General features: G+C 59.4%; 20 protein-coding genes. 8 read left to right on the forward strand and 12 right to left on the reverse strand.

Going from position 1 to position 18406, the window contains the following annotated elements; translation table 11 throughout:
- The first annotated feature begins 38 nt into the window (after positions 1 to 38).
- Entirely contained in the window at positions 39 to 434 is a 396-nt protein-coding gene (locus tag HYPDE_RS16490; protein ID WP_015599668.1) for a (R)-mandelonitrile lyase, read from the forward strand.
- A gap of 27 nt (positions 435 to 461) precedes the next feature.
- Here HYPDE_RS16490 and HYPDE_RS16495 read toward each other — a convergent pair whose 3' ends face one another.
- Complete coding sequence (locus HYPDE_RS16495; protein ID WP_015599669.1) at positions 462 to 1022, reverse strand: acyloxyacyl hydrolase; 561 nt, start codon at positions 1020 to 1022, stop codon at positions 462 to 464.
- 512 nt (positions 1023 to 1534) lie between these two features.
- Between HYPDE_RS16495 and dapF the strand changes: the two genes are divergently transcribed.
- The 6 genes from dapF (at position 1535) to HYPDE_RS16525 (ending at position 6764) form a co-directional block, all read left to right on the forward strand.
- Entirely contained in the window at positions 1535 to 2404 is an 870-nt protein-coding gene (gene dapF / locus HYPDE_RS16500) for a diaminopimelate epimerase (RefSeq protein WP_015599671.1), read from the forward strand.
- Between the two features lie 57 nt (positions 2405 to 2461).
- Positions 2462 to 3724, forward strand: coding sequence for a tRNA (N(6)-L-threonylcarbamoyladenosine(37)-C(2))-methylthiotransferase MtaB (mtaB, locus tag HYPDE_RS16505; protein WP_015599672.1), 1263 nt, complete (start codon positions 2462 to 2464; stop codon positions 3722 to 3724).
- On the forward strand, positions 3721 to 4764 hold the full coding sequence (gene ftsY, locus HYPDE_RS16510) for a signal recognition particle-docking protein FtsY (protein WP_041321451.1): 1044 nt from the start codon (positions 3721 to 3723) through the stop codon (positions 4762 to 4764). Before mtaB ends, ftsY begins: the two co-directional genes overlap by 4 nt.
- Positions 4765 to 4784: 20 nt before the next feature.
- Positions 4785 to 5447 carry an inner membrane-spanning protein YciB gene (locus HYPDE_RS16515; RefSeq protein ID WP_041321452.1) on the forward strand — a complete coding sequence of 221 codons (663 nt, stop codon included), beginning with the start codon at positions 4785 to 4787 and terminating at the stop codon, positions 5445 to 5447.
- 9 nt (positions 5448 to 5456) lie between these two features.
- Positions 5457 to 6059 carry a septation protein A gene (locus HYPDE_RS16520; RefSeq protein ID WP_015599675.1) on the forward strand — a complete coding sequence of 201 codons (603 nt, stop codon included), beginning with the start codon at positions 5457 to 5459 and terminating at the stop codon, positions 6057 to 6059.
- Positions 6060 to 6305: 246 nt separating this feature from the next.
- Positions 6306 to 6764: a MarR family winged helix-turn-helix transcriptional regulator gene (locus HYPDE_RS16525; RefSeq protein WP_041320597.1), complete on the forward strand. Its 459-nt coding sequence runs from the start codon at positions 6306 to 6308 to the stop codon at positions 6762 to 6764.
- Between the two features lie 60 nt (positions 6765 to 6824).
- Here HYPDE_RS16525 and HYPDE_RS16530 read toward each other — a convergent pair whose 3' ends face one another.
- The gene (locus tag HYPDE_RS16530) at positions 6825 to 7853 is read right to left on the reverse strand and encodes an aspartate-semialdehyde dehydrogenase (RefSeq protein ID WP_015599677.1); all 1029 of its coding nucleotides are present in this window, start codon (positions 7851 to 7853) and stop codon (positions 6825 to 6827) included.
- 203 nt (positions 7854 to 8056) lie between these two features.
- On the opposite strand from HYPDE_RS16530, the gene HYPDE_RS16535 reads away from it, so the two are divergent.
- On the forward strand, positions 8057 to 8515 hold the full coding sequence (locus tag HYPDE_RS16535) for a hypothetical protein (protein WP_041320599.1): 459 nt from the start codon (positions 8057 to 8059) through the stop codon (positions 8513 to 8515).
- A gap of 61 nt (positions 8516 to 8576) precedes the next feature.
- Here the strand turns inward: HYPDE_RS16535 and leuB are convergent, their stop codons facing one another.
- The 10 genes from leuB to HYPDE_RS16585 form a co-directional block, all read right to left on the reverse strand.
- A complete protein-coding gene (gene leuB / locus HYPDE_RS16540) occupies positions 8577 to 9692 on the reverse strand; it encodes a 3-isopropylmalate dehydrogenase (RefSeq protein WP_015599679.1) in 1116 nt (371 codons plus the stop codon).
- Positions 9693 to 9845: 153 nt separating this feature from the next.
- Entirely contained in the window at positions 9846 to 10442 is a 597-nt protein-coding gene (locus tag HYPDE_RS16545; RefSeq protein ID WP_015599680.1) for a DUF4337 domain-containing protein, read from the reverse strand.
- A 25-nt stretch (positions 10443 to 10467) separates the two neighbouring features.
- On the reverse strand, positions 10468 to 11130 hold the full coding sequence (locus tag HYPDE_RS16550; RefSeq protein WP_244437842.1) for a 2,3-bisphosphoglycerate-dependent phosphoglycerate mutase: 663 nt from the start codon (positions 11128 to 11130) through the stop codon (positions 10468 to 10470).
- 53 nt (positions 11131 to 11183) lie between these two features.
- Positions 11184 to 11984, reverse strand: a complete 801-nt coding sequence (gene dapB, locus HYPDE_RS16555; RefSeq protein ID WP_015599682.1) for a 4-hydroxy-tetrahydrodipicolinate reductase — start codon at positions 11982 to 11984, stop codon at positions 11184 to 11186.
- 143 nt (positions 11985 to 12127) lie between these two features.
- Positions 12128 to 12655, reverse strand: a complete 528-nt coding sequence (gene ppa, locus HYPDE_RS16560; RefSeq protein ID WP_015599683.1) for an inorganic diphosphatase — start codon at positions 12653 to 12655, stop codon at positions 12128 to 12130.
- Between the two features lie 121 nt (positions 12656 to 12776).
- The gene (locus HYPDE_RS16565) at positions 12777 to 13310 is read right to left on the reverse strand and encodes a GNAT family N-acetyltransferase (protein WP_015599684.1); all 534 of its coding nucleotides are present in this window, start codon (positions 13308 to 13310) and stop codon (positions 12777 to 12779) included.
- 116 nt (positions 13311 to 13426) lie between these two features.
- Positions 13427 to 13903 (reverse strand): phasin family protein, encoded by a 477-nt coding sequence (locus HYPDE_RS16570; protein WP_015599685.1) that lies wholly within the window; start codon positions 13901 to 13903, stop codon positions 13427 to 13429.
- Positions 13904 to 14149: 246 nt separating this feature from the next.
- On the reverse strand, positions 14150 to 15493 hold the full coding sequence (locus HYPDE_RS16575) for an ATP-dependent DNA helicase (RefSeq protein ID WP_015599686.1): 1344 nt from the start codon (positions 15491 to 15493) through the stop codon (positions 14150 to 14152).
- 132 nt (positions 15494 to 15625) lie between these two features.
- The gene (gene typA / locus HYPDE_RS16580) at positions 15626 to 17464 is read right to left on the reverse strand and encodes a translational GTPase TypA (RefSeq protein WP_015599687.1); all 1839 of its coding nucleotides are present in this window, start codon (positions 17462 to 17464) and stop codon (positions 15626 to 15628) included.
- Between the two features lie 134 nt (positions 17465 to 17598).
- On the reverse strand, positions 17599 to 18384 hold the full coding sequence (locus HYPDE_RS16585; RefSeq protein WP_015599688.1) for a hypothetical protein: 786 nt from the start codon (positions 18382 to 18384) through the stop codon (positions 17599 to 17601).
- Between the last annotated feature and the right edge of the window lie 22 nt (positions 18385 to 18406).

Here is an 18406-nt window from a genome sequence, read left to right on the forward strand (position 1 = left end):
CGGCGAAATTACTCGAAGCTCGGGGAGGGGTTATTGCAATGGACATCAAGCGAAGCGGATCTCAGCCGTCAGCGGCAGGATCGGCGGACTATTTCACCGGCTCAGTCCGTATCGATCCGCTCTTCCAGGCGCCAAATCCGGCAAGGGTCGTCGGCGCCAGCGTGACATTCGAGCCTGGCGCGCGGACTGCGTGGCACACCCATCCGCTCGGTCAAACCCTGATCGTTACTGCCGGTTGCGGCTGGGTGCAGCGTGACGGCGGGCCGGTCGAAGAAATCCGGCCGGGCGACGTCGTCTGGTTTGCGCCGGGCGAGAAGCATTGGCATGGGGCAACATCCAAGACGGGAATAACGCATTTTGCCATTCATGAGGCACTGGACGGTAAAACGGTCGAGTGGATGGAAAAGGTCAGTGACGACCAATATCGGCGCTGAGCTGGCCCGACAGGGAGTAGCAGCGAACTAGAACCGGTATCCGTACCTGACGCCGATGCGGTCGAGGCCTTCGTTATACTTTTGCGTGTAGGCATTCGAGGTGTGCTCGAAATAGACCGACAGGTCGTTGTGCGCGTCGAGGTGGTAACCGATCTCTATCGGAATATGGAACAGGACCCGCGATCCGAGCCATTTCTTATCGGGATCAGCGCCAAGGCCACCGATCTCGCCGTCATGGACGGCAGCGCCGAGGCCGAGCCCGAAGAAGACTCCGGATGGAAGATCGCCTTGCCAGCGCGCGTCGATATAAGCGTGGCTGGTGTCGCCGCGGGTGTTGATCGTGCCGCCGATGACGGGACGGATCGCGCCCCAAGGCATCGCCCAGGCGGCGGCGAATTGCGCTTCGAGGTTGATATCGGCGGCGCTGTGCTCGATTTGAAAGCCGCTCCAAAGGTCCGGCACATCGTGGGCCAGGACGCCGATTTTCAGAGCGTAGAGCAGATCGTCGGCGAGCGCGGCGTTTGCCGTTCCAACAGTTAGAAATGCAGCGAAGCCGAGTATCGCGGTTGCCCGGACCGAAAAATTCATGACCTGCCCATATTTCCCATAGGCCGGCGCAAGCTCTGCGCCCTTTTGCTACGGTCGGCAAGCTGGCGCCTTTCGAAAATTCCAAAAGGGATGCGCCGGGGTCACAGGCGGTGCATTCAGCCTGAGGTTTGGGCAAGCCGTTCGAGGGCCTGCCTCCTGCGTTCTTTCTTTAAATAGCGGCCCCAGGCGTGAGCGATCCTGAAGACGCGGCGCTCGTAAGCCCTTTCTTCCCTCGTCAGACAGATGCAGCCATAGCAGTAGCAGGGGCGCGCTCTGGCGAAGGCGATCCGGAATAACAGCCGGTTGGGCCGTTGGCGCGGGCGGGTGCGTCGGACTGAGATGTGCGTCATAGGAATATCAAGGGGCGGGCTGGCTCACTCTGTTCGCAAATGCCGTGACGCGGCCTCCGTTCTACCCGCAAGGATATCCCTAGGTCGCGCAATTCGTTGGATAATTCTCCATGAACCGACGCTGAATTGTCAATTCGTGCGCTTCTCGCCATATAAGGCCCCATGAGTTCTGCCCCGCCCCTTCCCTTCGTCAAAATGAACGGTCTCGGAAACGAGATCGTCGTCGTCGACTTGCGTGGCAGTTCGAAGGTTTTCACGTCCGAGGAAGCGGCGGCGATCGCGGCCGATCCCCAATCGCATTTCGATCAGATGATGGTGCTGCATCCGCCAGCGGCGTCCGGGACGGAGTCGCTGGTTCGCATCTATAATACTGACGGCTCGGAGGCGGGTGCTTGCGGGAACGGCATGCGGTGCGTCGGCTGGGTCCTCGCGAAGGATCTCGGCCGAAATCGCTTCAAGGTCGAGACGCGGGCTGGCGTGCTCGATACGGTCGTCAGGGATCAGACGTCCATCACCGTCGATATGGGCGAGCCGAAGTTCGGCTGGCAGGATATCCCGTTGGCGGAAGAATTTCGGGACACGCGCGCCATAGAGCTGCAGATCGGCCCGATCGACAATCCCGTTTTGCATTCGCCGTCCGTCGTCAACGTCGGCAATCCACATGCGATTTTCTGGGTCGACGATGTCGAGACTTATGATCTGGCGCGTCTTGGGCCGATGCTCGAATGCCATCCGGTTTTTCCGGAGCGGGCGAACATTTCGCTCGCACAGGTGACGTCGCCTCAGTCTCTTCGGCTCAAGACGTGGGAACGGGGTGCAGGGCTGACGCGCGCCTGCGGCTCGGCGGCCTGTGCGGCTGCGGTGTCGGCGGCGCGAAAGCGTCTCACCGGAAGGACCGTCGATGTCACGCTTCCGGGCGGCGTGCTCAACGTCGCGTGGAACGACGACAATCATATTCTGATGACTGGGCCCGTCGAATTCGAATACGAGGGCGTCATCGATCTCTCGAAACTAACTAATGCGCCGGTTTAGCAAGTTTCATCGCGGTCAGCTAAACCAGCATCTTTACGAAAGTGCCACACACACCCGATGTCTGAACCCGAAGTCATAACGCTCGGTTGCCGGCTCAATGCCTATGAATCCGAGGTGATGCGTCGGCACGCGCATGATGCCGGGCTCGACGATGCGATCATCGTCAATACCTGCGCCGTCACGGGCGAAGCGGTGCGTCAGGCAGCACAGACGATCCGACGGCTTCGACGTGACAAGCCCCATGCGCGCATCATCGTGACGGGCTGCGCGGCGCAGACCGAAGCGCAACGTTTCGCCGATATGCCGGAAGTCGATCATGTCGTCGGCAATGCCGAAAAAATGCGTGCAGAAACATTCGTTGGCCTTTCGACGGCTTCAAGCGCACGCGTTCAGGTCAACGACATCATGGCCGTGCGCGAGCAGGCATCGCACATGATCGACGGTTTCGGATCGCGCACGCGCGCCTATGTGGCAATTCAAAACGGCTGCGACCATCGCTGCACGTTCTGCATTATTCCCTACGGCCGCGGACCGTCGCGCTCGGTACCGGCAGGCGAGGTCGTGACGCAGGTGCGCCGTCTTGTTGAGAACGGCTATGCTGAAATCGTGCTGACAGGTGTTGACATTACATCCTACGGACGCGATCTGCCGGGCATAGCGACGCTTGGCAAGCTCGTGCGGCAGGTCTTGAAGCATGTGCCGGATCTCGCGCGACTCAGGCTTTCGTCGATCGATCAGGTCGAAGCGGATGACGATCTGATGATCGCGCTCGGTGACGAAGAGCGGCTGATGCCGCACTTGCATCTATCAATGCAGTCGGGCGACGATCTCACGCTGAAACGCATGAAGCGGCGCCACAGCCGCGCCGATGCCATTGCTTTTTGCGAGCGGGCGCGGAAGCTCCGGCCCGATGTCGTATTCGGCGCCGATCTCATTGCAGGATTTCCAACAGAAACGGACGAGATGTTCGAGAATTCACATCGTATTGTTGACGAATGCGGATTGACGTATCTGCACGTGTTTCCGTTTTCATCACGGCGCGGCACGCCAGCGGCGCGCATGCCGCAAGTTCCCGGCGCCATCGTCAAGCAACGCGCGGCCGAGCTTCGGGCGAAGGGGCAGATCGTGCTTTCCTCGTATCTTGCCGCGCAGAGGGGACGTGTCGTCGATGTCCTGCTCGAAAGCGGCGGCAAGGGGCGCACGCCGCAGTTTGCCGAAGTCGACATGCTTGGCGAGAGCGCCCATGCTGCCGGCGATATCGTTCGAACCCTCGTTACAGGTGTCAGTTCTACGCGATTGATCGGCGAGGTTTGCGCGTGACCAATCAACGCGAAAAGGGCAAGGGCTTCTTCGCGCGATTTCGTGGCGGCTCGCAACCTGCGCCTTCGCCAGATGAAAAGCCGATTGAGGACGCATCGTCGCCCGTGGCCGACGCTCGGCCTCAGCCTGGCGGATGGTTGCAAAAGCTCAAGTCAGGTCTTGGCAAGACGTCGGCCAAGCTCACCTCCGGGATCACGGATCTCTTTTCCAAGCGCAAGCTCGATGCGGCGACGCTCGACGATCTTGAGGACCTGCTTATTCAGGCCGACCTTGGCATCGCCACGACAGGGCGCATCACGGATGCCATCGGCAAGGGGCGCTTCGAAAAAGGCATCTCGGCGGACGAGGTTCGCGGCATTCTCGCGACCGAAGTCGAGCGGGTTCTGACGCCCGTTGCGAAGCCGCTTGTGGTCGACGCCTCACGTAAGCCGCATGTCATCATGATGGTCGGTGTCAACGGTACCGGCAAGACGACGACGATCGGCAAGCTCGCGCAGAAGTTCAAGGCGGAAGGCAAGGCCGTGGTGCTGGCGGCGGGCGATACTTTTCGCGCTGCGGCAATCGATCAATTGAAAGTCTGGGGCGAGCGCACGGGGTGTCCTGTTGTCGCGCGCCAGGTCGGTGAAGATGCGTCGGGCCTCGCGTTCGACGCCTTAAAGCAGGCGCAAGGCATTGGTGCTGATGTGCTTTTGCTCGATACGGCGGGCCGCCTTCAAAACAAACAAGCCTTGATGGAAGAACTTGAAAAAGTCATACGCGTTTTAAAAAAGCTCGATTCGACTGCTCCACACGACGTGATCCTCGTGCTGGACGCGACGACGGGGCAAAATGCGCTGCAACAAGTTGAAGTTTTTCGCGACCGTGCAGGCGTGACGGGATTGGTGATGACGAAGCTCGACGGTACCGCGCGCGGCGGCATTCTGGTGGCGATCGCGGACAAGTTCGGATTGCCCGTGCATGCGATCGGCGTCGGTGAAGGGGCCGATGATCTGCAGCCGTTCGAGGCTGCGGAGTTTGCGCACGCAATCGCCGGCACATGAACGAGGAATTGAGGACAGGAATGACGCAAGACGCGAACGTGGGGAATAGAGTTCGGACGCGCCCGAGAAAGCGCTTCTATCCCTTCAACGCCGAACAGACGATCAATCTGTTGAGTGAATTCGGGCCTCTCGTCACGATGTTCGTCGTCAATGCCCTTTACGGCATCAACGTCGGAACGTGGGCGCTGATCATCACGACCGGCATGGCGATCGTCGCGATGCTTTACATCTTTCACCGGCCGCCGATTTTTCCGCTGATTGCATCAAGCGTCACCATCATTTTCGGCGCGCTGACGATCATCACCACGGATCCGATGTGGGTGCAGATCAAGGTGACGATCTTCAACACGCTGTTTGGCGTGTTTCTCGTTTCGGGGCTTTGGCTGAAGCATAATTTCTTCAAGTACGTCTTCGGCAAGACGTTCCACTATACGGAAGAAGGCTGGAACAAGTTCACGTGGAGCTTCGCGATTTTCTTTTTGTTCACGGCGGTTGCCAACGAGTATGTCCGACGCACGTTTCACGATGAGCAGTTCTATCGGATTCTCGGATACGAGATGAGCGGCGTGAACGTCTGGATCCTTTTCAAAGTGGCGATCGTGCTGCCCGTTTCGGGACTCTACGCTTGGGTTATCACGCGCCTCATGCAAAAATATCGTCTGCCGGATCCGGTCCACGACTGAAGGTTTGACATGTCGGACGAGAACAAGATCGTTGGGACGGAAGACGCGCAGTTGTTCGACCGCAAGCAGCTCATCAAGCTCGCGGTCGAGTTCGGCCCGCTCCTTGTCTTCTTCCTCACCAACAGCCGCTACGGCATCTACACCGGGACCGGCGCCTTTATGGCGGCAACGGTGATTTCCCTGGTCGCGTCCCGGACGTTGCTCGGGCGCATTGCGATCATGCCTTTAATTACGAGCGTATTCGTTCTGGTTTTCGGCGGTCTAACGCTCTGGTTGCAGGACGATCATTTCATCAAGATCAAACCGACGATCGTAAACGGGTTGTTCGCGGCCATTCTATTTTCTGGGTTGGCCACGGGGCGACTATTTCTGAAGATCGTCTTCGGCGAAGTCATGCGGCTTTCCGAAGACGGATGGCGAATCCTTACGCTGCGCTGGGCGTTATTCTTTGTTTTTCTCGCATTACTCAATGAAGTGATGTGGAGATTTTTTTCGACCGATACTTGGGTCGCCTTCAAAGTCTTCGGGATTATGCCCATTACATTTGTGTTCGCGCTTTGTCAGATCGGCCTTTTGAAGAAGTATGAGGTTTCAACCTCCGAGAGTAGATAATCGGGGTAAGCATTACTGCAGCATTTTCAGTAAGATATTCAGCATACGTCAGATGAACCACGTCTTTACTAAATTTTTCCCAGTCGAAAATTATTTTTGCTGGACGTAATGCTGTCTGTCGTGGTTTAGGGCGCCTACTTAAACTTCTCAAACACAGCGCTCGCAGCCTCAAATCTTGTGTGCCCCATCCTGAGGCACAACAAGGTTTCCCGTTCTCCGGAGCGGGGCGAAGCGTCAGGACGCGGAATGGCACGAGAACCTGCAAACAATCGTCTCGAACGGTCACCCCTTCACCTCTTGCACAGAGCCGGACAAAGCGCGGCCGAGATGTTCCAGATCGAGCTGGGTGGCGAGGGTCTGACTCCACGGCAATATGCCGTTTTGCTTACGGTCGCGCAGAACGAGGGACTAAACCAAACACAACTTGTCGAGTTGACGGGAATCGATCGTTCGACGCTTGCCGATATCATTCGGCGGATGCTCAAGAAAGGCATGTTGCAGCGGCGCCGTACGCGCGATGACGCGCGTGCCTATTCCGTCAAGTTGACGGAGCAGGGTGCACGAATCCTGAAGACACACGATCCGTTGGCTCGCCGTGTCGACGAACGCATTCTGGGGAGTCTGGCCAATTCGCAGCGCGAGCGCTTCTTGCAGGATTTGAACGCGATCGTGCAGGCGCTGATGCGTCTTAAGGCTGCAAAGTAACGAGGCTGGCGTTTCCGCCAGCCTGATGTCGCTGCCGATCCCTTTTTTGTGCCTGACCGCTCAAGCGGCCTTCGGCACCAGCCTTTGATGGATGAGGGTTTCGGCGATCTGCACGGCGTTGAGCGCCGCGCCCTTCAGAAGATTGTCGGACACGATCCACATCGTCAGGCCGTTTTCGACCGTCGCGTCTTCGCGGATGCGCGAGACGAAGGTCGAGAATTCTCCAGCCGCTTCGACGGGCGTCACATAACCGCCCGGCTCGTGCTTATCGACGACCATGATGCCTGGTGCGGAGCGGAGAATTTCGCGCGCTTCATCGGGGCTCATCGGCTTTTCGAATTCGATGTTGACGGCTTCCGAATGGCCGACGAACACAGGTACGCGGACGCACGTTGCCGTCAGGCGAATCTTCGGGTCGAGAATCTTTTTCGTCTCGGCCAGCATCTTCCATTCCTCTTTCGTGTAGCCGTCTTCCATGAAGACGTCGATCTGAGGAATGCAGTTGAAGGCGATCTGCTTGGGAAACTTCTTGGGCTCGACTTCCTGGCCGGGAACGTACTTGCCCTTGGTCTGGTGCCAGAGTTCGTCCATCGCATCCTTGCCGGCGCCCGAAACGGACTGGTAGGTCGAGACGACAACTCGCTTGATCCCCGCCACGTCGTGCAACGGCTTCAGGGCGACGACGAGCTGGGCGGTCGAGCAATTCGGATTGGCGATGATGTTCTTTTTTGCAAAGCCGCGCACCGCATCGCCATTGACCTCGGGAACGATCAGCGGCACGTCCTGATCGTAGCGCCAGCACGATGAGTTATCGATGACGATGGCGCCTTGTGCACCGATCCGCGGCGACCATTCTTTCGAGACGGTAGAGCCGGCCGACATCAGGCAGAAGTCGATGCCCTTGAAGTCGAACGTTTCGAGATCGCGACATTTGATGATGGAGTCTCCAAACGAGACTTCGGTGCCGATCGAACGGCGCGACGCCAGCGCATAAAGCTCGCTCACCGGAAACTTCCGTTCGGCGAGTACGTTCAGCATTTCGCGGCCCACATTGCCGGTGGCGCCAACGATGGCGACCTTGTAGCCCATCATCCATGTCCTTGAGTTTGCCGGTGCGCGCGATTGGCTCGCGCCAGCGCGGCAGATGATCCCAAGAAAATCACATACGCGGGCGGCTGGAGAGTTTCAAGATTGTTCGGGTTTTCGGGCGATCGTGGCATGCTCGGGTCATATTCTGCGGATCATTTACTTCTGCGGGTCATTTACCGACAGCTACCTATCAGGACGGCGCCATGCGTCTGAGACAATCCGCGTTGCTTGCCGGTTTCGTCGCGGCTGCGGCATATTTTTCGACGGGGCCGCTTGGAGCTGTGCCATCGCGGCTGGTGTGGCTCAACGACGGCGAAATCCTCGATCAGTTCAAGGATGCGACGATCGACGGCCGTTATGCGAGCGGCAAGGCGTTCACGGAACGGTATGCCGCAGACGGCAGGGTCGCGTACAAGGAGCCCGGCATGACACTCGCCGGATATTGGTCGGTTACCGAAGGGACGCTCTGCACGATTTACGACGGCGACCCTTCCGGAGGGTGCTATCGCGTCGCACGGGTCGATACCAACTGCTATGAATTCTATTTCGTCTCACGGACGGAAGAGGCGGCTCCCGGCCCACCTGACGGCAAGCCGGCCTGGACGGCGAGGGGCGCGTTACAGGGCAAACCGAGTGCTTGCCGCGATCAGCCGAGCGTTTGAGTGGATTCTTTGATTGCGCCTTGCGACTCCCCTGCAGGGAGCCAGCCGCAAGGCGCGGGCCTCATACCGCGAGCGTCTTGAGTTCGGCTTCGATGGCTTTGCCCATTTCGCCGGTTCCGACTTTCGTCATGCCCGGTTGCATGATGTCGCCGGTGCGTAGACCCTTGTCGAGGACACGCGCGATCGCGGTATCGACGAGATCTGCTTCCTTGCCCATGTCGAAGGAATAGCGCAGCGCCATGCCGAACGACGCGATCGTCGCGATCGGGTTGGCGAGGCCCTGGCCCGCGATATCGGGCGCCGAGCCGTGCACCGGCTCATAAAGGGCTTTGCGCCGGCCTGTCTTCGGATCGGGCGCGCCGAGGGATGCCGACGGCAGCATGCCGAGCGAGCCGGTCATCATCGCGGCTTCATCCGACAGTACGTCGCCGAAGAGGTTGTCGGTCACGATGACGTCGAACTGTTTCGGGTTGCGGATGAGCTGCATCGCGCAGTTGTCGGCGAGGATATGCTCGAGCTTGACGTCCAGAGCATAGGACTTGTGAACGTCGGTCGCGACCTGCTTCCACAGCACGCCAGTCCGCATGACGTTGTTCTTTTCGGCAGAATGGACGAGGTTGCGGCGCTTTCTTGCGAGATCGAAGGCGACCTTGGTGATGCGTTCGATTTCATGCGTGGTGTAGACTTGGGTATCGACTGCGCGCTTTTCGCCGTTTTCGAGCGTCACGATCTCTTTCGGCTCGCCGAAGTAGACGCCGCCCGTCAGCTCGCGAACGATCATGATGTCGAGGCCCTCAACAAGCTCGCGCTTGAGGCTCGACGCGTCGGCAAGCGCCGGGTAGCAGATCGCGGGTCGCAGATTTGCAAAGAGATCCAGATCCTTGCGTAGGCGGAGAAGACCTGCCTCCGGGCGATGCTGATAGGGAACGCCGGCCCATTTAGGCCCGCCGACGGCACCGAACATCACGGCGTCGGCTTGTTGGGCCTTGTCCATCGCCTCGTTGGTGATCGCGACGCCATGGGCATCGTAGGCCGCGCCGCCGACCAGATCGCGCTCGACGTGAAAGCGCACCGTGTTGCTTTTGGAATTGAAGAAGGTAATCAGCCGCTCGACCTCGGCGATCGTCTCGACGCCGATCCCGTCGCCGGGCAGGAGCAAAAGCGAATGCGTGGTCATGGCGGCCGTCCTTCGGGCAAATGTCAGGGAAATTCAGTCGCCGGAGTGCTAGCGTTCCGGGCGCCGCGGAGCAAGCGCCCGCCCGCAAAAAGGCACTTTGGCGCAGAGAACGCCGGGTGCATCTGTATTGGTTACTGAGGCGTTTGGTCAGCGTCAGCCTGCGAACGGCAAGGGAAAAGCCAACGTAAAGCCGCCGACCGTCGCCGCCGTTCCGAGTGCTCCAAGGATGAAGCTCAAGAACAGCAAGAGATTGCCGCCAGAGATGATCGCGACGGACGCGAGCACGATCGCAATCTGCAACAGAGCTTGGCCGTAATCGAAATAGGGTCCGCGTTTCAGGGATTCGTCGCGTTGCGCTTCGAGCGCCTTACCCTTGTTGAAGAGCTCATCAAGCCCTTCGCCGCCCGTCGTGTCACTGGTGAGCTTCTTGTCCTGCTCCTTGTAATCCGCGATTTTTGCTTCAATCGATTTTCTCACGTCGTCCGGCATCGCGGGCGTCGTCTTCAGCATCACATCGAATTCGTCGGCGTGAAGCCGAAGCGCTTGGCGGCGCGCGTTTTTGGCCTGGAAGAAAGCCCAGATATTCGATGCGGCGATGTTCTGCTGGGTTGCGTCCTGCTCGGCGTTGCTGCCGCCGAGGCTGCAGATTGCGAGGACGACCGCTAGGATGCCAATATAGACACCGACGAGCCTGTCCCGCGTTCTCGAGTTTTCGCGATCGGCGTCCCGTCCCAGCTCCTCCCACGCCATTCTCGCTTCCCCCGGTTGCTGTTTGTCAGACGATGCGATCCTCAGGCGGTGCCGCAAGCGACCGTGTCGGCAAGAGATCCTTGCGGTCGATGGCGCGACCATCGGCTCCGAGCCGGTAAAGAATCGGCGCTCCGGTCGCGAGCTCGCGCTTCAGGATTTCGTCGCCGTTCAGCCCTTCAAGAATCATGACGAGCGAGCGCAGGGAATTGCCATGGGCGACGATGACGACGTTCTTGCTTTGCGTGATCTGTGGCCAGATCGCCTGATCGTAGTAAGGTCTGACGCGCGCCAGCGTGTCTTTCAGGCTTTCCCCTCCTGGGGGGGCGATATCATAAGATCGCCGCCAGATCTGCACCTGCGCCTCGCCCCATTTCTTGCGCGCTTCGTCCTTGTTGAGTCCGGACAGCTCGCCGTAATCGCGCTCATTGAGGGCGGCATCGCGTATGATCGGAACGTCGGGCTGATTGAGCTCGGCGAGGATGATGTCGAGCGTGTGCTGGGCGCGTTTCAAAATACTTGTGAATGCAATATCGAACTTGACGCCGTTATCGCGGATCATGCGGCCGGCGACGCGGGCCTCGATCACACCTTTCTCGGTCAAGTCGGGGTTGCGCCAGCCGGTGAACAGATTGAGCCTGTTCCATTCGCTCTCACCATGGCGCACGAGTACAAGAATATTGTCTGTCAGAGCGTCTGTCATAGCCTCGTCGGTGCGGTTTCGGTGGTGTGGTCGTCAAGTGTTCATGAAATACCGAGCACGTCGCTCATGGCATACAGCCCCGGCGGCTTTCCTTGGGTCCAGATTGCAGCTTTCACCGCGCCTCGCGCAAATATGCCGCGGTCGGCTGCTCGGTGCGTCAGCTCAAGGCGTTCGCCTTCGCCTGCGAATATCACAGTGTGATCGCCGACGACGGTGCCGCCGCGGAGTGTCGCAAATCCAATGTCTCCGGCGTGGCGTGGCCCGGTATGTCCGTCGCGGGTGCGCACGGAATGCTCATCCAGGGCAATCTTGCGGCCTTTGGCAGCGGCTTCTCCCAACATCAACGCCGTGCCCGATGGAGCGTCGATTTTCATGCGATGATGCATTTCAACAATCTCGATGTCGAAGTCGTTCCCGAGGGCGGCCGCGACTTGGCGCGTCAGCGCAACAAGCAAGTTGACGCCGAGGCTCATGTTTCCGGCTTTGACGATCGCGATCCTGGTTGCAGTCTCTGCGATCGCAGTTTCGGAGGCCTTATCGAATCCGGTCGTCCCGATGATGTGAGCCGTGCCGGATTGCGCGGCGAGGCGGGCGAATTCGACGCTCGCCTTAGGGACTGTGAAATCAACGATTGCGTCGGCGGCGGCAATGACGGCTGCCGCGTCGCTTGAGACCGCGATACCCATGGGCTCAAGGCCTGCAAGCTCGCCGATATCTCTGCCGATGGCCGGCGAGCCTGCCGTTTCGGTTGCACCGCTGATCGTTACGTGGGGATCGGCTGCGATCGCGGTGATCAGCTGGCGGCCCATGCGGCCGGCCGCGCCCATGACTGCGATCTTCATCTGTTCTCCTAGCAGGTTCGTGGACCGGAACCGGGCGCGGCCGATATAGCAACGCCGTCGGGATAGAGGAAGTGCAGAGAGGCGGGAAATCGCCGCGCCCGCCGGGCATAGTCAACGAAAATCGGTGTAATGGGCCGTTCAACCTAGCCGTGCGCGCGCCCGAGCGCCTCGATGATCATGGCTTTGGCTTCATCGGCATGGCCCCAATGATCGATCCTCGCCCATTTGTTGGGTTCGAGATCTTTGTAGTGGCCGAAGAAATGCTCGATCTGATCGATCGAGATTTTGGGAAGGTCGGTATAGGTCTTCACCGAATCGTAGCGCTTGGTCAGCCTGCTGGAAGGGACTGCGATGATCTTTTCATCGCCCCCACCGTCGTCTTCCATCACCAGCACGCCGACCGGGCGGCAGTTGATGATCCCGCCGGGCACGATCGCTCGCGTGTTGCACACGAGAACATCAATGGGATCGCCGTCGCGCGACAGCGTATGGGGAATGAAGCCGTAGTTTCCCGGGTAGCGCATCGACGTGTAGAGGAAACGGTCGACGACGAGCGCGCCGGATGCCTTGTCCATCTCATATTTGATTGGTTCGCCGCCGACTGGAACTTCGATGACGACGTTGATGTCTTCCGGCGGCGTGTTGCCAGGCTTGATAGCGTCAAGACGCATGGACGACCTTCCAGTTGGGACAGGACTAGCGAACGATTACCTTTGCCGCGAAAGGGCGGATGAGACAACGCGGCTTAGGTTGAATTGCCGTCAAATGACCATGCTGCGCCGGGCCGTCACATCACCACTCGTAAGCGATCCGGGCGTTAACCGCGTTGCCGAACCGGACGCAGGCTCTACGCGTCGGCCTGCCCCCGCAGCGGACGTAGAAGGCGCGGGCACGTTCATTCTCGGCCAGGGCCCACACGATCAGCCGCTCAAGCCCTAGACGGTCGAGCGTCGCGCGGCATGCTTCGAACAGATATTCGCCGACTCCGATGCCCTGATAGACAGGCGCAAGATAGAGTTCGTAGATTTCGCCCGTGTCACGGCGGCCGCCGCGGGCGCGCCCGCAGGTGGCGTAACCGGCGATATATTCGCCATGCAGGATCACGAGAAGATTGTGTTCGGCGGCAATTGCGCGTCGCCACCATGTGGCATCTCGGCGTTGAATCTCATGTTCGAGATGTTGCCCCGGCAGGATCCCGGTGTAGGCGAGGCGCCACGACTCGCGAAAAATACGCGCCAGTGCCGGAGCATCGCTCGGACGGGCGTTACGCACGGTCACTTCAAGACGCTGGTTCAACATGAGCGCAGTGTAGCGCGACGCGCGCAAAAACGCACCTGTCTCTCATCGGCATTCGCAAATAAAAAACGCGAGGCTTTCGCCTCGCGCTAATGCACGTCAAAAAAGTGCCCCAAGATCGCTGCCCCAAGAAGGCAAGCCTTCGATCAGCCGGCGCTCTTGAACTGCTCGAAAGACTTCGTCGTGGCGGCGCCAACGGTCTCAAGAGCCTGCTTCGTAACCTTGTTCGAAAGTTCGAACAGCTCTTTCGACTGCGAACCGGCGACCGCGAACTGCTGCTGCCAGTAGTTGGCCTGCAGGCGCGCAATCTCCGGGAACGTCCGAGCGCGCGCAATCGCTTGAGCGGCTTCGAAAGCAGCTTCCGTGTTGGCGAGGGTGTTGGCGACGATCTTCTCGCCGATCGACTTGGCGCCGGCCTGGGTCGTCAGCAGAACTTCTTCGGCGACCTTGGCATTATCCTTCGCGAGCGCCGCGAACTTGTGATACGCGTCGCGCGATTTCGCGATCGCATCTTCAGCGAATGCTGAAATATTTTCCGGGACCTTGGCGTCCTTGCCAGCGGTAAACATTTCCTGCGCCTGACGTGTGAAGTCTTGAACTTGACGTGTAAAGGCATCGTTCATGGGGGATACTCCTTGGAAATTAGAAACGTGCTCTCAAATGCGGTCGACGCTCGACGGCGAAACCATACCCAAGTATATACCGGATTATTTTGTGCACCGCAACATCTTTTTTGCGGTGCTTCTCAAAAAATGTGAGTCTGCCCTCGTTTAATGCGTCTTACCGTCTACTAAAGTAGGATAGCTTAACCCTCATAGGCAGGCAAATACCTATCTTTTTCTTCGCAAATGCGAAACGGATTCGTCATCTCAAGGTTCCATCGGAAGCCGTGGAAATACCTCGCGATAGCCGAGGGCTGCAGAATCGAAGATGACGTCGCGCCGGGTCAGCGGACGTGCCAGCGCCAAGCCCTCCATCGTCCGACAGCGCGACAAAGCGACATAGGTCTGACCATGGGCGAACGTTCCGCGTCCGAGATCGACATAGACTTTATCGAGGGTCAGCCCTTGGGCTTTGTGGATCGTCAATGCCCAGGCGAGGCGTAACGGAAACTGCTTGAAGGTGCCGGCGACCGTCTCGACAATCTTTTCCGCCGATTGGTCAAAAGCATAGCGGCGATGCTCCCAGGCGACCGGCTCGACCTCATATTCGCGGCCGTTCACGTCGACGAACACTTGTTTGTCGGTTAGACGCGAAATACGCGCGATCGTGCCGTTGACCCAGCGTTTGTCCGGGTCGTTCCGTAGCATCATTACCTTGGCACCGGGTTTCAGCTCGAGGGCTGGATCGGCTGGTTCGATATTGGTGTTGAAATCGCCGGTGATCGTCGCGTTGAAGCGGACGGCGTGCTCGGGAAGCGCTTCGAGATAGCGGTTGTTGATGCGTTTGGCGGCGGCATTGGTGGTCGTCAAAATGACGTAGGGTTCGCCTTCGGCAAGGGTTCGGATCGGGCGGACGCGCGTGTTGATGAACTCCAGATCGGTGTCGCCGACGTTGCCGTCGCGAACGGCATTCAAAACGCGGATGAGATCGTCGTCCGTCTGCCGGAAGATCTGCTCAAGCTCGAGAAGCGAGGTGCCGCTCCCCTCGCGCAGCGCGTCGATCAGAAAGAAGAACGGGCTTCCGTGCGTGTCTGTGAGATGCGCAAGCACCTCCGGTTCCTGGATGACCGGCGGCAGCTGGTGAAGGTCCGCGAACAGCAGGACACGGGCGCCGCCGAATGGCTCTCGCTGGCGGCCGCGGTTAATGCGCATCGCGCGGTCTATGCCCCACATTAAATCCGACCGTACCATCGAGGCTTCGTCGATGACGAGAAAGTCGAGCTTGCGCATCACGCGGCCGTTGCGGCTGCGCTTGATGTCGTTCTCCTGGATCAGGCGTGGCGGAAAGCCGAAGAATGAATGGATCGTCTGGCCGCCGATATTGATGGCGGCGAGACCTGTTGGCGCCAGTACAACCATGCGGTCAGCGTAGGCATCGCGCAGCGCTTTGAGGAGCGTCGATTTTCCGGTTCCGGCTCGGCCCGTAACGAAAAGATTGCCGCCGGGTTGCTCGAGGAAGCGAGCTGCGCGCTCGAAGGCTGGTGTCGGAGTAACGCCTTTGGGCCAGATCACGGCGTTGTCTATTCCAGCAATCTTTCGGTTCGGGTCCACAAACCAAAGCTCATGGCCCAAGTCAATTGTAACGAAAACGCACGAGTCCCTTTGAGGATCTCGTGCGTCGCCAAAATTTTGGAACGTCAGAGTCTAGTGAGTTCAACGTCAGAGTCTAGTGAGTTCAGTGACTTAAGCAGCGCCGCTCGCGCGTTCCGATTCGCTCTTGCGGCTCTGACGCTTGCGCTCGTTGGGATCGAGCCAACGCTTACGCAGGCGAATTGACTTCGGCGTCACTTCCACAAGCTCCTCGTCGGTGATGTAGCTCATCGCCTTTTCGAGCGTCAGGCGCACCGGTGGGGTCAACAAGACGGCATCGTCCTTGCCGGAGGCGCGGACGTTGGTCAGCTTCTTGCCCTTCAAGACGTTTACTTCGAGATCGTTGTCGCGCGTGTGCTCGCCAACGATCATGCCTTCATAGACGCGGTCCTGCGGGTTGATCATGAACGGCCCGCGATCCTGCAGGTTGAAGATCGCATAGGCGACGGCTTCTCCGGTGCCGTTCGAGATCAGCACGCCGGTCCGGCGTCCAGCAATCTCGCCTTTGAACGGTTTGTAGGAGTGAAACAGCTTGTTGATGATGCCGGTGCCGCGCGTGTCGGAAAGAAGCTCCGATTGATAGCCGAGGAGGCCGCGCGTCGGGACGTGAAACACCATGCGCGTCCGCCCTCCGCCCGAGGGGCGCATTTCGAGGAGGTCGCCTTTGCGTTCGGAAAGCTTCTGGACGACGACGCCCGTGTAGTTGTCGTCGACGTCGATGATAACTTCCTCGATCGGCTCGAGCCGTTGCTTGGTTTCGGGATCGATCTCGAACACCACTTTCGGACGCGAGACGGTCAGCTCGAAGCCTTCTCGGCGCATGTTCTCGATCAGAATGGCGAGTTGCAGTTCGCCGCGCCCCGACACCGTGAAGCTATCCTTATCCTCATTTTCGACGACGCAGATCGCGATGTTACGCTCGGCTTCCTTGAGCAAGCGATCGCGGATGACGCGGCTTTGCACCTTGTCGCCTTCCTGTCCGGCGAACGGTCCGTCATTGATGCGGAAGGTCATCGACAGCGTCGGCGGATCGACGGGTTGCGCGGGAAGCGGTTCCTCGACGGATGGATCACACAGCGTGTCGGCAACGTTCGCCGAACTCATGCCCGCCAGCGCGATGATGTCGCCGGCGCCGGCCTGTTCGACGGGGGTCCGTTCGAGGCCGTGGAATGCAAGAACCTTTTGCACGCGGAACTGTTCCAGTAGCTTGCCGTCGCGGTCGAGCGCTTTCAGGGCCTGGTTCGGCTTGACGGTTCCCGACGTGATGCGGCCGGTCAGAATGCGGCCGAGGAATGGGTCGGCGTCGAGTGTCGTCGCCAGCATGCGGAAGGGGCCATCATCGACGGCAGGCGGCGGCACATGCGCAAGGATCAGATCGAACATCGGCGCCAGATTTTCCTGGGGACCCGATGGATCGCGCGCCATCCACCCGTTGCGGCCGGACCCGTAGAGCACGGGGAAGTCGAGTTGCTCATCGGTTGCGTCGAGGTTGGCGAAAAGATCGAAGACTTCGTTCAGCACGTCGAGGTGACGCTCGTCGGGCCGGTCGATCTTGTTGATCGCGACGATCGGGCGGAGGCCGCGCTTCAGTGCCTTCGAGACGACGAACTTCGTCTGCGGCAACGGACCTTCGGAGGCGTCGACCAGAACGATCACGCCGTCGACCATATTGAGAATGCGCTCGACCTCGCCGCCGAAGTCGGCGTGGCCGGGCGTATCGACGATGTTGATGTGCGTGCCCTTCCACTCGACGCTGGTGCATTTCGCGAGAATAGTGATGCCGCGCTCGCGCTCGATATCGTTCGAATCCATGGCGCGCTCCGCGACCTTCTGGTTCTCGCGGAAGGAGCCGGATTGCTTCAACAGCTCGTCGACCAATGTCGTCTTGCCGTGGTCGACGTGCGCGATGATCGCGATATTGCGAAGGGCCATTGGAAACCTGGTGTTGAAAGTGCCGGGCGCCGCGCTGCGGCGCAATATCGCCCGCACCTAGCATGTTCGGCCGGGCTGCCGCTAGGGTAGCGCGTTTCGGGCCGGGTGCGGCTTATCAGTCGGCGACGACAAATTCACCTCTCTACCGGTGTTTTTGCAGCCAGTGCCGCATTTTCCTCTTCAAGAGTCCGGATGGTTGTCAGAAAGACGTCGACGTCGGGTCTCGCCGCTGGCTCACGCTCCAGGCGGCGGCGCTGGTGATCCTGCATGATGCGTGCGGCAACCGCGGCACCAGGAACCTTCAGCCGGCGTGCTCCGGAAATCAGCAGCGGGCTCTGCGGTTCCTCCAGGTCGAGCTCTTCGAGAAACGTTTCCCGTAACGCGAAGAACGACTGCAGAATGGCGTCGCGGACTAAATTCTTTTGCTCCATCGTCGCTTCCGGCGTGATGCGCGGATCGAGCGTTTGCAGCGCCCGGCGCATATCGTGCAGCGGTGTGTAGGGATAGAGCCCGACTAGGCTGCCCGTCTCGCCAGAGTTCTTGTAGACGATGCGCATCGTGTCGATGGTCTCGCTGATCTTATAGAATGCGGCGAGATAATCGTCGGTCGCGAGATAGGGTTTCTCGCAGGTCGAGAGCAGAACCGATTTGGTGCGCACGATGTTGCGCCATTCTTCTTCCAGGCTTTCGACGAACTTGGAGCGCTTCTGGAAGATGTTCGACAGGTAGGCGACTCCGCCCGTCGCGATCAGCAACGACATGTCACGCATGAAGTCGTAGACCTTATTCGCGGCGGACACGACAAACGGCGGAAGGTCCGGGATGTCCTCGGCGAACTTCGAGGCCAGCAGTAGCAACAGCGCGATCGACAGCAGCCAATACAGGCGATTGAGCGTGCGATTGACGGAAACGCGGGTCATCGGTCAGACGTTCAAAGCTGGG

The organism is Hyphomicrobium denitrificans 1NES1, assembly GCF_000230975.2.
GTDB classification, from domain to species: Bacteria; Pseudomonadota; Alphaproteobacteria; order Rhizobiales; family Hyphomicrobiaceae; genus Hyphomicrobium_B; species Hyphomicrobium_B denitrificans_A.

What these genes read in the sequence shown, in the direction of transcription:
- HYPDE_RS16520 (WP_015599675.1), top strand. Translation starts at nt 5,457, where the DNA reads ATGTCGGACGAGAACAAGATCGTTGGGACGGAAGACGCGCAGTTGTTC.
- mtaB (WP_015599672.1), top strand. Translation starts at nt 2,462, where the DNA reads ATGTCTGAACCCGAAGTCATAACGCTCGGTTGCCGGCTCAATGCCTAT.
- HYPDE_RS16490 (WP_015599668.1), top strand. Translation starts at nt 39, where the DNA reads ATGGACATCAAGCGAAGCGGATCTCAGCCGTCAGCGGCAGGATCGGCG.
- dapF (WP_015599671.1), top strand. Translation starts at nt 1,535, where the DNA reads ATGAGTTCTGCCCCGCCCCTTCCCTTCGTCAAAATGAACGGTCTCGGA.
- leuB (WP_015599679.1), bottom strand. Translation starts at nt 9,692, where the DNA reads ATGACCACGCATTCGCTTTTGCTCCTGCCCGGCGACGGGATCGGCGTC.
- HYPDE_RS16535 (WP_041320599.1), top strand. Translation starts at nt 8,057, where the DNA reads ATGCGTCTGAGACAATCCGCGTTGCTTGCCGGTTTCGTCGCGGCTGCG.
- HYPDE_RS16545 (WP_015599680.1), bottom strand. Translation starts at nt 10,442, where the DNA reads ATGGCGTGGGAGGAGCTGGGACGGGACGCCGATCGCGAAAACTCGAGA.
- HYPDE_RS16525 (WP_041320597.1), top strand. Translation starts at nt 6,306, where the DNA reads ATGGCACGAGAACCTGCAAACAATCGTCTCGAACGGTCACCCCTTCAC.
- HYPDE_RS16515 (WP_041321452.1), top strand. Translation starts at nt 4,785, where the DNA reads ATGACGCAAGACGCGAACGTGGGGAATAGAGTTCGGACGCGCCCGAGA.
- typA (WP_015599687.1), bottom strand. Translation starts at nt 17,464, where the DNA reads ATGGCCCTTCGCAATATCGCGATCATCGCGCACGTCGACCACGGCAAG.
- HYPDE_RS16585 (WP_015599688.1), bottom strand. Translation starts at nt 18,384, where the DNA reads ATGACCCGCGTTTCCGTCAATCGCACGCTCAATCGCCTGTATTGGCTG.
- HYPDE_RS16530 (WP_015599677.1), bottom strand. Translation starts at nt 7,853, where the DNA reads ATGGGCTACAAGGTCGCCATCGTTGGCGCCACCGGCAATGTGGGCCGC.
- ppa (WP_015599683.1), bottom strand. Translation starts at nt 12,655, where the DNA reads ATGCGTCTTGACGCTATCAAGCCTGGCAACACGCCGCCGGAAGACATC.
- HYPDE_RS16570 (WP_015599685.1), bottom strand. Translation starts at nt 13,903, where the DNA reads ATGAACGATGCCTTTACACGTCAAGTTCAAGACTTCACACGTCAGGCG.
- HYPDE_RS16495 (WP_015599669.1), bottom strand. Translation starts at nt 1,022, where the DNA reads ATGAATTTTTCGGTCCGGGCAACCGCGATACTCGGCTTCGCTGCATTT.
- dapB (WP_015599682.1), bottom strand. Translation starts at nt 11,984, where the DNA reads ATGAAGATCGCAGTCATGGGCGCGGCCGGCCGCATGGGCCGCCAGCTG.